Below are 13,761 nucleotides of genomic sequence, written 5' to 3' on the forward strand. Positions count from 1 at the left end.
AAGGGAAGGCCGTGCGTCGGGACTAATAACTACAACACAGAGAGGATTGGAAATGAGCTTCGATTATAAACGTTTGATCAAATTTGAGCACAACATCGGCGAGAAAGATAAGAAAGTTCGCATGGTTTCTGGCGTGGTGTTGCTCAGCGTATCGCTGTTTACCGCCAGCATCCTGATGTTGTTGGTTGGCTTGGTCTTGGTTGCGACCAGTTATTCCGGCTGGTGCCCGGTATATTCCGGTATGGACAAAAATACCTTGGGTGCTGATGCAGGGTCTACCGGTCAATAACTGCTAGTGGCCAGCTCCGAATCTGCGCCTTTGGCGCGGATTCGGATTCAAAAAAACCTTATTAATCTTGTTTGTTGTACTCGCCTTCGATAATGGTTTGCGAGTCTCGTGCCTGTTTAAACACAGAGCCCATCTGAGTTTGCAGCAAATGATGCTCGATAATGTACTGAGCAATCTTTCTGCGTAAGGTTGGAATCGTACAAGCGAAACCCAACAGGTCGGTGAAAAATCCCGGCGTCAATAACAACGCTCCGCCTACCAGCAATATCGGGCCCTCGATCATTTCATAAGCCGGAATTTCCCCTTGTGCCAACCCGGACTGGAAGCGCTGCCAGGTGGTGAAACCTTGCCGACGTAGTAGCCAAGCGCCCAAAACCGCAGTAAAAACCACCAGCAAAATAGTGGGAAAGGCGCCGATCAAGCCGCCGACTTGCAATAGCACGTATATTTCCACAAACGGCACGATCAAAAAAGCGATAAACAGAATTTGCATGGTTTTCATGGTGAGTCCGGTTGCGGTAAAAAGCCGCTAATACTAAGAGCATCTTGGTGCAAATTCCAGGATAATATCGCGATGTATCAATTGATTCTTTGTACCTGCCCGGACCTAGAGGTTGCTGACAAACTGGCCGGCACTCTGATAACCCAAAAATTAGCGGCCTGCGTGAACATCTTGCCAGGTGTGCGCTCGGTTTATGAATGGCAAGGTGAAATTGAAACCGCTCAGGAACATTTGCTGCTCATCAAAAGTCCTCAAGACCGCTATGCGGCCATTGAAGCGACGCTGAAAAGCCTACACCCTTACCAACTCCCGGAAATTATTGCGGTCGCGATAGAAAGCGGCTCGCTGGATTATTTGAAATGGATAGACTCATGCCTTGGCATCGACTGATTTTATTATGTTTATTCGCTGTTTTTTGGCGCACTGCGGCGGCGCTGGACAGCCAGGATTTTTTGCCCCCGGAGCAGGCATTCAAGTTAACTGCCACGGCCGAAACTGCCGATAAAGTTGAATTGCATTGGCAGATAGTCGAAGGCTACCACCTGTATCGCGATAAGACCAAGTTCCAGTCACAAACCGAATCGATTCAGCTGGGCCAGGCGAGCATGCCGGAAGGCGTTACCGAGCATGACCCAAGTCTGGGCGAGGTGGTGGTGTATCGCAACACGCTGGATGTAGTGGTGCCGCTGATTAGTCAAGGTCGTGAAACCCAATTAAAGCTGCTGGTTAAATACCAAGGTTGTGCGGATGCCGGGGTTTGTTATCCGCCGCAAAAAGTACTGTTGGATGTGGCGCTCCCTGCAGCTTCGGCCGCCGCAAACAATGGGGCGCTCAACCAGTTCGTCAAAGGTCTAAAGGGTTTGTCGCCCGGCTTGTTTTCTGAGGAGTTATTGCCGGCGGAACAAGCCTTTCAGTTTTTCGCGACTTTGAAAGATCCGCATACTGTGCAAGCAACCTGGCAAATTGCCGAGGGTTATTACCTCTATAAGGATAAGTTGTCGGTCAAAGCGGAGGGCTCTACCCAGACGCGGTTGTCGCCGTTGCAACTTCCGGAAGGCGCTGCTTACCACGACGCTGAGTTCGGTCAGGTGCAAATCTACCGAAACCAGATCAGCGTCGATATACCGCTGTTGCGAGATAGCAAGGCCGGCGAAACCATTGAGTTGCTGGCAAAGTTTCAAGGTTGCGCCGACCGCGGTGTGTGCTATCCGCCCATGCAATCCAAGGTGAGCCTTGACTTGCCGCCTACTGATGCATTGCCGCAAGCCAAACCGGCCGCGGTTGCCGAGTTGTCGGAGCAGGATAAAATTGTCAATGCCTTGCGGCATGATAGCTTGGCACTGACTTTACTCAGTTTTTTCGGGTTTGGCTTGTTGCTGGCCTTTACCCCATGTGTGTTTCCGATGATTCCAATTCTGTCCGGCATCATCGTCGGCCATGGTGACCAAATCGGTACGCGCAAGGCCTTCTTGCTGTCCTTGAGTTATGTACTGGCTTCGGCGTTGATGTATACACTGTTCGGTATCTTGGCGGCTTTGTTCGGCAGCAATCTGCAAGCGACCTTTCAAGAGCCTTGGGTAATCGCCGTGTTTTCAGGATTATTCGTACTGTTATCGCTGTCTATGTTTGGTTTTTACCATTTGGAGCTGCCGAAATCGCTGCAGTCTGCCTTGCATCACTCCAGCGATAAGCATCGCGATGGTTCATATCTCGGCGCGGGTATCATGGGGGCGCTGTCGTCGCTGATCGTCGGGCCCTGCGTGGCAGCCCCGCTGGCAGCGGCATTGATTTACATCGGTCAAACCGGTGATGTGGTGTTGGGCGGTTTGGCGTTGTTCATGATGGGCCTTGGTATGGGTGCACCGTTATTACTGTTGGGCGCATCAGCTGGAAAACTGCTGCCCAAGGCCGGTGATTGGCTGAATGCCACCAAAGCCGTATTCGGCGTCGCGATGCTGGCCGTGGCGGTGTGGATGTTATCGCGGATTCTGCCGGCTGCGGTGACGATGTTTTTGTGGGCTTTATTGTTGGTTATTCCGGCCATATTTCTCGGGGCAATCGATTCTTTGCCGGAAACGGCTTCCGGTTGGCGTAAACTGCGGAAAGGTTTGGGCATTATCATGCTCGTATTTGGCGTTTTGCAGTTGATCGGCTTGAGCGCCGGAAACGATAATCCCCTACGGCCCCTGCAAGGCATGGGTTTCAATGCGCAAGCGCAGGAACCGGTTCAGGGGCTTAGTTTTCAGCGGGTGGCATCGGTGGCGGAATTGGACCAGCGCATCCAGCAAGCAACGGCCAGCGGCAAGCTGGTGATGCTGGATTTCTATGCCGATTGGTGTATTTCCTGTAAAGAGATGGAGGCTTACACCTTCACCGATCCGCAGGTTAAGCGACAATTGGCTGATTTTGTGCTGCTCCAGGCCGACGTGACCGATAACAATGAGGCAGATAAAGCCTTGTTAAAACGCTTCGAGCTAGTTGGGCCGCCGGGCATCATATTTTTTGGTGCCGATGGCCGTGAACAGGCTGCGCAGCGCGTGATCGGCTACCAGGATGCCGCTACTTTTTTAAGAACCTTGCAACAACTATGAATAAAAAAATCATACTGATAGTCACCGCTATTGCCTTTGTTGCACTGGCGGCCGGTCTGTTTGTCAGACAATATTTCGCAGCCCCTGAAGCCGGTAAACCGACTCCGCAAATCAATTTTAGCTTGCCTGACCTGGCGGATACGCCGCAATCGGTCGCGCAATGGCAAGGCAAAATATTGATTATCAACTTCTGGGCAACCTGGTGTCCGCCCTGTTTGAAGGAAATTCCCGAGTTCATCAAGCTGCAGGACGAGTATAAAGACAAAGGCGTGCAGTTTGTCGGTATTGCCATCGAAGACAAGCAACCGGTAGAAGACTACCTTAAGCGTATCAAGATCAATTATCCGGTGTTGATTGGCGGCGAAGGTGCAACAATGTTGGCTCAACAGCTGGGCAATGTCATCAACACCGTGCCATTCACGGTGATCATTAATCAACAAGGGCAAATTGTGCATCATCAATTAGGCGAATTGACCCGAGAAAAAGTGCTGGAAGTGATTGCACCGTTGTTGACGGCAAAATGACTGAAAAATCGCTAAAACGCAGGCTAATGAAGTGAAAAGCGGTTTATCTGGACAAAAACCTACAAATTAGGCAGAATTCATTCTTATTTGGCTAATTTTTGTTCGACACCGGCAATGGCAAACCTCACGGTTCTCAATGGACCCAATTTAAATCTGTTAGGCGTCCGGGAACCTGGGCTTTACGGTAGCAAAACATTGCAAAGCATTCAGCAGGGGATGGAGCGGTTGGCCCAAACATTGGGGCATCAATTAAATTTCCTGCAAAGCAACGCCGAGCATGAAATTGTTGAACAAATTCATCAGGCTTATCGGCAGGGCGTCGATTTTATCATTATCAATCCCGCCGCATTTACCCATACCAGCGTGGCTATTCGCGATGCCTTGCTGGCAACCAAGATTGCATTCATAGAAGTACATTTATCGAACGTGCATGCCCGTGAGCCTTTCAGGAAGCATTCGTATTTTTCGGATATCGCCGTCGGCGTTATCTGCGGATTGGGGGCGAACGGTTACGAATTGGCTTTGCAAGCCGCTCATCAGATATTACTAGAGAGAACTCAGAACAATGGATATTAGAAAAATAAAAAAACTGATTGATCTTATCGAGGAATCCGATATTGCTGAAATAGAGATTCGCGAAGGCGAAGAATCAGTGAAAATCAGCCGTTATTCGGCGGCTGCGCCGGTACAATATGCTGCGCCGGTGGCTTCGGCACCGGTAGCGGTTGCTGCAGCCTCCGCCGCGGTCGCGCCAGTGGAAGAGAAAGTCAGTGGTCATGTTGTGAAGTCGCCGATGGTTGGGACTTTTTATCGCTCTGCATCGCCTGGTTCAGCGGCATTTGTCGAGGTAGGTCAGTCGGTTAGCAATGGTCAAACCTTGTGCATCATCGAAGCGATGAAGATTTTGAATCAGATCGAAGCGGATAAAAGCGGCAAAATCAAACAGATTCTGGTTGAAAACGGCCATCCGGTCGAATATGGCCAACCTTTGTTCATCATTGAATAACGGACAAAGGGGCTGGACTAATGTTTGAGAAAATTGTTATCGCCAATCGCGGCGAGATTGCTTTGCGCATTTTGCGGGCCTGTCGCGAATTGGGTATTAAAACCGTGGCAGTGTATTCCGAAGCAGATCGTGACTTAAAACACGTCAGACTGGCCGATGAAGCAGTCTGTATCGGTCCTGCTGCGTCGGCCGCCAGCTATTTGAATATCCCGGCGATTATCAGCGCCGCAGAAGTCACCGATGCCGAAGCCATCCATCCCGGTTACGGTTTCTTATCCGAAAATGCCGATTTTTCTGAGAAAGTGAGTCAAAGCGGCTTTGTATTTATCGGTCCAAGGCCTGATACCATTCGGATGATGGGTGACAAAATCGCCGCAAAAAAAGCCATGCAGGCTGCGGGTATCCCTTGTGTGCCGGGTAACGGCGATCCTTTGGGGGATGACGAGGAAACCAATCTGAAAATGGCGCGGGAAATTGGTTATCCTGTGATCATTAAGGCTGCTGGCGGCGGCGGCGGTCGTGGCATGCGCACTGTGCACACCGAGAGCGCGTTGCTAAATGCCATTGCAATGACCAAGGCCGAGGCCGGCACCGCGTTTGGCAATAGCACCGTCTATATGGAAAAGTTTCTGGAAGATCCGCGGCATATCGAGTTTCAGGTGTTGGCAGACTCGCACGGCAATGCGATACATCTGGGCGAGCGGGATTGTTCCATGCAGCGCCGTCATCAAAAAGTGGTGGAAGAAGCGCCTGCGCCGGGTATTACCGAAGAGCAACGCAAACAGATGGGCGAGCGTTGCGCGCTGGCTTGCCGGGAAATTGGTTATCTAGGTGCCGGTACTTTCGAGTTTCTCTATGAAAAAGGCCAGTTTTACTTCATAGAAATGAATACGCGGGTGCAGGTCGAGCATCCGGTCACCGAGATGATTACCGGTTTCGATATTGTGAAGGAACAGCTACGCATCGCTGCGGGCGAGCCGTTATCGATCACGCAAGAACAGGTGAAGTTTACCGGTCATGCGATCGAATGCCGTTTGAATGCCGAAGATCCGAAAACTTTTATGCCCAGCCCCGGCGTGATCGATCAATTCCATATGCCGGGTGGCCCGGGTATCCGTTGCGAGACGCATATCTATAATGGCTATAAAGTGCCGCCGTATTACGATTCCATGATCGGCAAGCTGATTGCACACGGCGACGATAGAGCCAGTGCGATTGCCCGGATGAAGACCGCACTGAGTGAAATGGTGATAGACGGCATCAAAACCAATATCCCCTTGCAACAGAGCATTATGGCTGACGCGGCGTTCGCTCTGGGTGGGCAAAATATCCATTACCTCGAAAAGAAATTGGGTATCCATTAATTCGGTAAGGGCGAGGAGATGACGAAAATGGCGTCTTCTTTCCCTGCTAAACGCTTTATATAACTATGGCCTGGCATCAGCTTTCCGTTATCACCGACGAAACCACTGCTCCGGACATATCGGAGTTTTTCAGCGAATTGGGCGCGGTCTCGGTGACTTACAGCGATGCCGATGATGAGCCGGTTTACGAACCGGCCATTGATCAAACCAAAATCTGGACTCGTACTCGGGTCACGGCTTTGTTCGAGCTCGATACCGATCCGGATATTGTTCGCAACTTGTTGTTCAATCAGTTTATCGGTCAGCCTTTGCAGGAATGGGTAGCCGAGGTTTTGCAAGATCAAGCCTGGGAGCGGGCGTGGATGGAGCATTTCCAGGCGATGAAGTTTGCCAATCGTTTATGGATTTGCCCCAGCGGCCAGGAACAGCACGAGCCGGGTACGGTTTGCATGACTTTGGATCCCGGCTTGGCATTCGGTACCGGAACTCATCCGACGACTGCATTGTGTTTGGAGTGGTTGGCCGGTAACGATATTAAGGATAAAGTGTTAATCGACTACGGCTGTGGATCGGGGATTCTTGCCGTCGCAGCGTTGTTACTGGGTGCCAAGCGGGCGCATGCGGTAGATATTGATCCGCAGGCGTTGACCGCCAGTCAATACAACGCCGAAAAAAATCAGGTTCAGCAACGGATTGATTATTATCTGCCCGAACAGTTTTCCGGGTTTGCAGCTGATTTGGTACTTGCCAATATTCTCGCTAAACCGCTGATTGAGCTGGCCCCAACGATTGGCGCATTGGTCAGGCCGGGCGGGCAGTTGGTTTTGTCGGGCATCTTGAACGAACAAGCCGAGTCTGTAGCGGCAGCTTATCGAGAGCAGGGGTTTGTTGTGGCGCCGCCGGTCAGCCAGGAAGACTGGTGTCGATTGGATGCCCATAAACCCGACTGAATAGATGTTTAGCCGGTGTCCGCATTGCGCTGAGCAGCACGAAGTTACCGTCGAGCATTTGCGGCAATCGCGTGGCTTGTTGGATTGTTCGGTTTGCGGTAACTCTTTCGATGCGTTGCGATTCCTTAGTGAAGATAAAGATTCGCGACTGAACGACGACTTGCCGTATCCAGACCTCCAAACTTTAGACCAGGGGCCGCAGACTCGGCGGGTTTGGTTTGTTGCCACCAGCTTATTGGCATTGTTATTGGTGGCACAAATACTGTATTTCGAAGGTTATCGTTTAACTATGCAGCCTCAGCTCAGAGCACATTTAGATAAAGTTTGTGCGACATTATCTTGTCGGTTACCGCCATATAGAAATCTTGAGGAATTGAGCGTTTCGCATAGCGATTTGCGAGTTCGAAGCGATAGCAGTTATTTGTTTAACGCTGTACTTAGTAATCAGGCGCCTTTTGCGCAAGCCGCGCCTGATTTGAAGCTGAGTGTGTTGAATTTTAATGGACAGGCCATTGCGGAGCGGGTGTTTAGTTCTGCGGAGTACCTTCTAAAACCCACAACACTCGCCCCGGAGCAAACGGTCGAAATTCGGTTGTTTGTTGTGGCGCCTGCTGCGCCAATTGGCGGTTATACCTTTACCTTACTTTAGGGCAATATGAGCTACCCGGAACTGTTTCTAAAAAAAAACGAAGACAAACGTCTGCGGCAAGGGCATTTGTGGGTGTTCAGCAACGAGGTCGATACCCAGCGCAGCCCTTTGGAGCAGTTTGCGGCAGGCGACTTAGTCCTTGTTCACGATTCTGGCGGTAAAGCTTTGGGGATAGCGTATCTGAATCCTCATGCACTCATTTGCGCGCGCTTGTTGACGCGTAAAACCAATATCAAAATCAATGAAAGTTTTTTTAAAGCGCGCTTGGCCCAAGCTTTAGGGTTGCGTGAGCGTTTGTTCGATAAGCCCTATTATCGCTTGGTGTTCGGCGAAAGCGATGGTCTACCAGGCTTGGTAATTGATCGCTTTGGGGTTGTGCTTTCCGTGCAAATTACCACTGCCGGAATGGAGCGTTATAAGGATGTGCTGGTCAAGATCCTACTTGAGCTGCTGGCGCCAACGGCTATTTTGCTGAAAAACGATAATAGTCAGCGCCAGTTGGAAAGTCTCTCTCTGGAGCCTGAGCTGATTTACGGCGAGTTGCCTGAGCAATTGCTGATTGAAGAAAACAACGTGCGTTTTATCGTCAATGTGGCCGAAGGCCAAAAAACCGGTTGGTTTTACGATCATCGCAACAGCAGGGCGCAGTTTGCTAAAGCTTGCCATGGTTTAAGGGTGTTGGATTTATTCAGCTATGCCGGTGCTTGGGGTATACCTGCCGCAGTGGCGGGCGCTGCGGAAGTGTGTTGTGTGGATAGCTCCGAGAGTGCGTTGGCTTTAGCTTCCGCTAGTGCCGAATTGAATCAGGTGCAGGGCAAAATGCAATTCGTGCGCAATGACGTGTTCGAGTTTTTGAAGCAAGCCCGTGAACAGCAACAACATTACGACGCGATCATCCTGGATCCGCCGGCGCTGATTAAACGTAAAAAAGATTTCAAAGCCGGGTACGAAGCCTATCGGCGCTTGAATCATTTGGCGCTACAGGTTTTGTCGAATAATGGTATTTTGGTCTCGGCATCATGCTCGCATCATTTGAGTAGAGATAATTTGCATGAAATATTGCGTTCTTCGGCGCGGCACATTGACCGGCACTTGGTGTTTTTCGGTGCCGGCGCTCAAGGCCCGGATCATCCGATTCATCCGGCCTTGCCTGAGACCGATTATTTGAAAACCTTTTTTTGTGCAGTATCGAGCCGGCTATAGTCAATTATGGTGGACTCCAAGCCCCAATGCGGTCTGTGCGGTCAGCGGGTGTTGATTCCCGGATTTGAGCTCAACACTTTGCTGGGCGAAAAAAAATTCTGTTGCGAGGGTTGTCGCAGCATTTTTCAACTGCTCCATAGCGAGCAAATAATAATAACGACTCCAGAGGAGAAATAAACATGAAAGCCTGCGAATCTTGTGCAGACCGCGTCAATATCGGTTGCCATCATAAACAAATGCCGGTTATATCCAGAGCTATTGGTTTGCTGTTTATCTATTTGCCGATTTTGACCTTGCCGTTTGTGATTACCAGCGCTTATTTGACGTATTTCAGCCTGAAATTGGTCGGTGCGGAAAATGTTAAAAAATGGAGTGATTTTCTGCCGGCCAGGGCGAGCCATCGGTATGATTTAAAGAATCAGATTACGATGGACGGGTCATTCAAATTCAGCATGGCGCAATCGAAATTATTCTGGATATTGAATTGCACCTGGTATTGTCCGGTGAGTGTGGGCTTATTCGAATGGCATGCTTACTTGGTGAAAGTGGTGGAAAACTGGTGGTGTCCATTTACCCATGATCGTAAAAACAGCTATACCGACGGTGCTATCGATCAATCTTTTTGGCATATTTATCCTGAAGAAAAAGCTAAATTGCATGAAGACGACAAAACAAACCCGATTTTTACTGCCGATCCCGAAGCCTAAAAGTGTTATTTGTCTGTCATGATGTGTCACTCGGCTTTAATAAAGCTCGGGGATAATGGTTGGATTTACCGGTCAGGGCTATTGCGATTGATCGGGTTAGCAAGTAGGACAAAATTTCCATACCGCATAACAAACAGTGCCGGTATGGGGGAAATTTAAACATCAATTCTTATTTTCGACACGGAATGAATACAGAGAATACGAAACCGGCCATTGTCTGGTCATTATGGGGTGCGGCTTTATTGCTGCTGTGCGTGGTGTTCAGGGATAGCCTTGTCGAAATGGCGACGACATGGACGAACGTTGAGGAATACAGTCACGGGTTTTTTATACCTATCATCACTATTTACCTGCTTTGGGTGCGGCGCGGCGAGCTAGTCTTGGTTCAAGGATTTAAAGCGTCGCTGCCCGGTATCATCATTATCTGCTTAGGGTTGATTCTTTTTATTCTGGGCGGGTTGGCAACCATAAAAACCATGGAGCAGTATGCTTTTCTGGTGGTGTTGACTGGGATGTTTGGCAGTGCTTTCGGGCTGCGCGGGCTGCGGGTTGGGGCTATCCCACTGTTGTTTTTAGTCTTCATGGTGCCGTTTCCATCTTTCATACTGAATAACCTGTCGTCAAAGCTGCAATTGATTTCTTCCTGGTTGGGCGTGGAATTTATACGCGCTTGCGACATCATGGTTTACCTGGAAGGGAATGTTATCGATCTAGGCAGCTATAAGTTGCAAGTGGTCGATGCCTGTAGCGGATTGCGTTATTTGTTTCCTTTGGCCAGTCTGGCTTTCCTATGCGCTTATCTGTTTAAAGGTCCATTCTGGCAGAAGTTGCTGATTTTTCTGTCGTCGATGCCCCTGACTATTTTCATGAACAGCTTTCGGATTGGTGTCATCGGGGTCCTGGTTGATAACTGGGGCACTGAGATGGCTGAAGGCTTTTTGCATGATTTTGAAGGCTGGGCGGTATTTTTGCTGTGCATGTTTCTGCTATTTATCGAGATGTGGGTTTTTAGCCGAATCAGCGGTAGGAAACTGGCAATGGGCGAACTGGTGCAGATTCCGGAAGAATGGAGCCACACGGCGCGTCGAGATATTGTCGCAATATTGAACAAATCGGTTTTCGCTGTGTTGCTATTGCTTTGTATAGGTGCAGGTGCTTCAGAGGTCTTTAAGGGGCGGGAAGACATTATTCCAGCGCGAAAAGCGTTTTTAACATTTCCGACGACGTTGGGAAGTTGGCAGGGACGCAATGACTATTTAACGCAATTTTATCTAAACGAGTTGAAATTGACGGATTATGTTATTGTCAATTTTGTTCAGCCTGAAACTCGGAACAGCGTTAATTTTTACAGCGCGTACTACCAATCGCAACGCAAGGGCGCCGTAGTACATTCGCCCCGCAGTTGTATTCCTGGGGATGGTTGGCAGATCAGCAGTTTCGAGCAGCGCGAGTTCACAGATTTGCAACTGGACGGGCAGGCATTGCAGGTAAATCGGGCCATTATCCAAAAAGGCGAAAGCAGACAATTAGTGTATTTTTGGTTTCAACAGCGCGGCCGGATGATAACTAACGAATATATGGTCAAATGGTATCTATTTTATGATGCCATCACTATGAATCGCACCGATGGGGCTTTGATTCGCTTGGTGACTCCTGTGGATAAGGTGGAAGATATTGCCGTTGCCGACAAACGCCTGCATTTATTTTTAAAAGATTTATTGCCTGAGTTACCCGCCTATTTGCCGGGTAAGATCATTGAGCCGGTTTATTCGGCTTTACCGGGTTAATCAATTAAGACGTCGGCTTTATTGCCTGACGAATTTATGCGGTTTTACGTCGATTTGACTCAAAAGAAAAGGAGCTGTAAATGAGTAGAAAAAAAGCATTGATCACAGGCATAACCGGGCAAGACGGATCCTATCTTGCCGAGTTTCTGTTGGAAAAAGGCTATGAAGTGCATGGCATCAAACGGCGGTCGTCATTATTTAATACCGAACGCGTTGATCATATTTATCAAGACCCACATATTAAGGATCCCCAATTCTTTCTTCATTACGGCGATTTGACGGATAGTTCGAACCTCACCCGTATCCTTAGCGAAATTCGTCCGGATGAAGTCTACAACTTGGGCGCGATGAGCCATGTTGCTGTATCGTTTGAGTCTCCTGAATATACGGCCGATGTAGACGGTATGGGGACATTAAGGCTTTTGGAAGCCATTCGTTTCCTCGGTATGGAGAAAACTACGCGTTTTTACCAGGCATCCACTTCTGAGTTGTATGGTCTGGTCCAAGAAATTCCGCAGAGAGAAACCACGCCGTTTTATCCCCGTTCGCCTTATGCAGTAGCCAAGCTCTACGCCTATTGGATCACCGTTAATTATCGTGAAGCTTATGGCATGTATGCGTGTAACGGTATTTTGTTCAACCACGAATCGCCGCGCCGAGGCGAAACTTTTGTGACGCGCAAAATAACTCGCGGCCTCAGTAATATCGCAATTGGTCTGGATAAATGTCTATATATGGGCAATATGGATTCTCTACGAGACTGGGGGCACGCGAAGGACTACGTGCGGATGCAATGGATGATGTTGCAGCAAGATCAGCCTGAAGATTTTGTGATTGCTACAGGTGTGCAGTATTCGGTGAGACAATTTATCGAAATGTCGGCTAAAGAATTGGGTGTGACTATTCGTTGGGAAGGTGCGGGCGTTGAAGAAAAAGGTTATGTCGATGCTATTACCGGTGACAAAGCGCCTGGTATGGCGGTTGGACAAAACATCGTCGCTATCGATCCGCGCTATTTTAGACCTGCCGAAGTGGAAACGCTGTTGGGCGATCCGACTAATGCCAAGAACAAATTGGGTTGGGTGCCGCAAATTACTTTGCAAGAAATGGTATCCGAAATGGTGGCTTATGATCTTGAGCAAGCGCAAAAACATGCTCTGCTGAAAGAACAAGGTTATAACGTGGCGGTTAGCCGGGAGTAACAGCATGGTAGACAAGAAAGATAAGATTTATCTGGCGGGCCATAGAGGTATGGTAGGCTCGGCGATTTATCGGCAATTGACTGAGGCGGGTTATCAAAACATTGTAGTGCGTACGCATGCTGAATTGGATTTGACCGATCAAATCGCTGTGCAGGACTTTATGCAACAAGAGCGTCCGAATCAGGTGATTCTCGCGGCGGCCAAGGTTGGCGGCATTCATGCCAATAATGAATATCCGGCGGAATTTATCTATCAAAATCTGATGATGGAAGCCAATGTGGTTCATCAGGCTTGGCGGATTGGATGCAAGCAACTGCTGTTTTTGGGTAGCTCTTGTATCTATCCGAAATTCGCTGAGCAGCCGATGCGAGAAAGCGCGCTGTTGACAGGCGTTTTAGAGTCGACCAATGAGCCGTATGCAATTTCCAAGATTGCCGGGATTAAGTTGTGTGAGTCATATAACCGGCAGTACGGCGTAGATTATCGGTCTGTGATGCCGACCAATTTGTATGGTGAAAACGATAATTTTCACTTGCAAAATAGCCATGTTATCCCGGCATTAATCAGAAAGTTTCATGATGCCAAGCTTGGTAATTCTCCAACTGTCAGTGTGTGGGGAACCGGTAAGGCTATGCGCGAGTTTTTACACGTCGAGGATATGGCTGCTGCTTGTTTGCACGTGATGGCCTTGGACAAAGAGCAATATCAATCTTGCACTGAACCCATGCTATCGCATTTAAATGTTGGGACTGGTGAAGATGTAACGGTGCGTGAATTGGCTGAAACCATCCAAGATGTCGTTGGTTTTCAAGGGCAAATTAGCTGGGACAGTACCAAGCCGGATGGTACTCCGCGAAAACTGATGGATGTCTCAAAGCTTAAGTCTTTGGGGTGGCAACCAAAGATACCGCTTAAAACAGGTCTGGAGCTTACCTATCGTTGGTTTTTAGAGCATCAAGGCCAGTTTAAAGCAGAATAGTGTTGCCC

At 49.1% G+C, this 13,761-nt stretch carries 15 protein-coding genes; 14 read left to right on the forward strand and 1 reads right to left on the reverse strand.

Annotated features, from left to right (window positions below; genetic code table 11):
• Nucleotides 1-52 precede the first annotated feature (52 nt).
• On the forward strand, nt 53-289 hold the full coding sequence (locus DDY07_RS02010) for a DUF2892 domain-containing protein (RefSeq protein ID WP_101051651.1): 237 nt from the start codon (nt 53-55) through the stop codon (nt 287-289).
• Between the two features lie 61 nt (nt 290-350).
• Here DDY07_RS02010 and DDY07_RS02015 read toward each other — a convergent pair whose 3' ends face one another.
• Nucleotides 351-791 carry an FxsA family protein gene (locus DDY07_RS02015; protein ID WP_171694612.1) on the reverse strand — a complete coding sequence of 147 codons (441 nt, stop codon included), beginning with the start codon at nt 789-791 and terminating at the stop codon, nt 351-353.
• A 72-nt stretch (nt 792-863) separates the two neighbouring features.
• Between DDY07_RS02015 and cutA the strand changes: the two genes are divergently transcribed.
• The 13 genes from cutA to DDY07_RS02080 all read left to right on the forward strand — a co-directional run bounded on the left by cutA (nt 864) and on the right by DDY07_RS02080 (nt 13,753).
• On the forward strand, nt 864-1,181 hold the full coding sequence (gene cutA / locus DDY07_RS02020) for a divalent-cation tolerance protein CutA (protein WP_171694613.1): 318 nt from the start codon (nt 864-866) through the stop codon (nt 1,179-1,181).
• Nucleotides 1,163-3,382, forward strand: coding sequence for a protein-disulfide reductase DsbD (locus tag DDY07_RS02025; RefSeq protein WP_171694614.1), 2,220 nt, complete (start codon nt 1,163-1,165; stop codon nt 3,380-3,382). The genes cutA and DDY07_RS02025 overlap by 19 nt, the downstream gene beginning before the upstream one ends.
• Nucleotides 3,379-3,906, forward strand: a complete 528-nt coding sequence (locus DDY07_RS02030; protein ID WP_171694615.1) for a TlpA disulfide reductase family protein — start codon at nt 3,379-3,381, stop codon at nt 3,904-3,906. Before DDY07_RS02025 ends, DDY07_RS02030 begins: the two co-directional genes overlap by 4 nt.
• Nucleotides 3,907-4,020: 114 nt before the next feature.
• On the forward strand, nt 4,021-4,482 hold the full coding sequence (gene aroQ, locus DDY07_RS02035) for a type II 3-dehydroquinate dehydratase (RefSeq protein ID WP_101051646.1): 462 nt from the start codon (nt 4,021-4,023) through the stop codon (nt 4,480-4,482).
• Entirely contained in the window at nt 4,472-4,912 is a 441-nt protein-coding gene (gene accB / locus DDY07_RS02040; RefSeq protein WP_171694616.1) for an acetyl-CoA carboxylase biotin carboxyl carrier protein, read from the forward strand. Before aroQ ends, accB begins: the two co-directional genes overlap by 11 nt.
• Nucleotides 4,913-4,932: 20 nt before the next feature.
• On the forward strand, nt 4,933-6,276 hold the full coding sequence (accC, locus tag DDY07_RS02045) for an acetyl-CoA carboxylase biotin carboxylase subunit (protein WP_101051644.1): 1,344 nt from the start codon (nt 4,933-4,935) through the stop codon (nt 6,274-6,276).
• A gap of 65 nt (nt 6,277-6,341) precedes the next feature.
• Nucleotides 6,342-7,226 (forward strand): 50S ribosomal protein L11 methyltransferase, encoded by an 885-nt coding sequence (gene prmA, locus DDY07_RS02050; RefSeq protein WP_171694617.1) that lies wholly within the window; start codon nt 6,342-6,344, stop codon nt 7,224-7,226.
• Nucleotides 7,227-7,230: 4 nt separating this feature from the next.
• Entirely contained in the window at nt 7,231-7,875 is a 645-nt protein-coding gene (locus DDY07_RS02055; RefSeq protein ID WP_171694618.1) for a zinc-ribbon and DUF3426 domain-containing protein, read from the forward strand.
• Between the two features lie 6 nt (nt 7,876-7,881).
• Complete coding sequence (locus DDY07_RS02060) at nt 7,882-9,078, forward strand: class I SAM-dependent rRNA methyltransferase (protein WP_171694619.1); 1,197 nt, start codon at nt 7,882-7,884, stop codon at nt 9,076-9,078.
• Between the two features lie 179 nt (nt 9,079-9,257).
• The gene (locus tag DDY07_RS02065; RefSeq protein WP_171694620.1) at nt 9,258-9,785 is read left to right on the forward strand and encodes a hypothetical protein; all 528 of its coding nucleotides are present in this window, start codon (nt 9,258-9,260) and stop codon (nt 9,783-9,785) included.
• Between the two features lie 185 nt (nt 9,786-9,970).
• A complete protein-coding gene (gene xrtD, locus DDY07_RS02070; protein WP_171694621.1) occupies nt 9,971-11,572 on the forward strand; it encodes a VPLPA-CTERM-specific exosortase XrtD in 1,602 nt (533 codons plus the stop codon).
• An 80-nt stretch (nt 11,573-11,652) separates the two neighbouring features.
• Nucleotides 11,653-12,774: a GDP-mannose 4,6-dehydratase gene (gmd, locus tag DDY07_RS02075; protein WP_171694622.1), complete on the forward strand. Its 1,122-nt coding sequence runs from the start codon at nt 11,653-11,655 to the stop codon at nt 12,772-12,774.
• A 4-nt stretch (nt 12,775-12,778) separates the two neighbouring features.
• Nucleotides 12,779-13,753 (forward strand): GDP-L-fucose synthase, encoded by a 975-nt coding sequence (locus DDY07_RS02080; RefSeq protein ID WP_171694623.1) that lies wholly within the window; start codon nt 12,779-12,781, stop codon nt 13,751-13,753.
• Nucleotides 13,754-13,761: the final 8 nt, after the last annotated feature.

The sequence above is a fragment of the Methylomonas sp. ZR1 genome (assembly GCF_013141865.1).
Classification (GTDB): domain Bacteria; phylum Pseudomonadota; class Gammaproteobacteria; order Methylococcales; family Methylomonadaceae; genus Methylomonas.

Coding starts and splice junctions, on each gene's coding strand:
- DDY07_RS02010 (WP_101051651.1), top strand. CDS start 53: ATGAGCTTCGATTATAAACGTTTGATCAAATTTGAGCACAACATCGGC.
- DDY07_RS02015 (WP_171694612.1), bottom strand. CDS start 791: ATGAAAACCATGCAAATTCTGTTTATCGCTTTTTTGATCGTGCCGTTT.
- cutA (WP_171694613.1), top strand. CDS start 864: ATGTATCAATTGATTCTTTGTACCTGCCCGGACCTAGAGGTTGCTGAC.
- DDY07_RS02025 (WP_171694614.1), top strand. CDS start 1,163: ATGCCTTGGCATCGACTGATTTTATTATGTTTATTCGCTGTTTTTTGG.
- DDY07_RS02030 (WP_171694615.1), top strand. CDS start 3,379: ATGAATAAAAAAATCATACTGATAGTCACCGCTATTGCCTTTGTTGCA.
- aroQ (WP_101051646.1), top strand. CDS start 4,021: ATGGCAAACCTCACGGTTCTCAATGGACCCAATTTAAATCTGTTAGGC.
- accB (WP_171694616.1), top strand. CDS start 4,472: ATGGATATTAGAAAAATAAAAAAACTGATTGATCTTATCGAGGAATCC.
- accC (WP_101051644.1), top strand. CDS start 4,933: ATGTTTGAGAAAATTGTTATCGCCAATCGCGGCGAGATTGCTTTGCGC.
- prmA (WP_171694617.1), top strand. CDS start 6,342: ATGGCCTGGCATCAGCTTTCCGTTATCACCGACGAAACCACTGCTCCG.
- DDY07_RS02055 (WP_171694618.1), top strand. CDS start 7,231: ATGTTTAGCCGGTGTCCGCATTGCGCTGAGCAGCACGAAGTTACCGTC.
- DDY07_RS02060 (WP_171694619.1), top strand. CDS start 7,882: ATGAGCTACCCGGAACTGTTTCTAAAAAAAAACGAAGACAAACGTCTG.
- DDY07_RS02065 (WP_171694620.1), top strand. CDS start 9,258: ATGAAAGCCTGCGAATCTTGTGCAGACCGCGTCAATATCGGTTGCCAT.
- xrtD (WP_171694621.1), top strand. CDS start 9,971: ATGAATACAGAGAATACGAAACCGGCCATTGTCTGGTCATTATGGGGT.
- gmd (WP_171694622.1), top strand. CDS start 11,653: ATGAGTAGAAAAAAAGCATTGATCACAGGCATAACCGGGCAAGACGGA.
- DDY07_RS02080 (WP_171694623.1), top strand. CDS start 12,779: ATGGTAGACAAGAAAGATAAGATTTATCTGGCGGGCCATAGAGGTATG.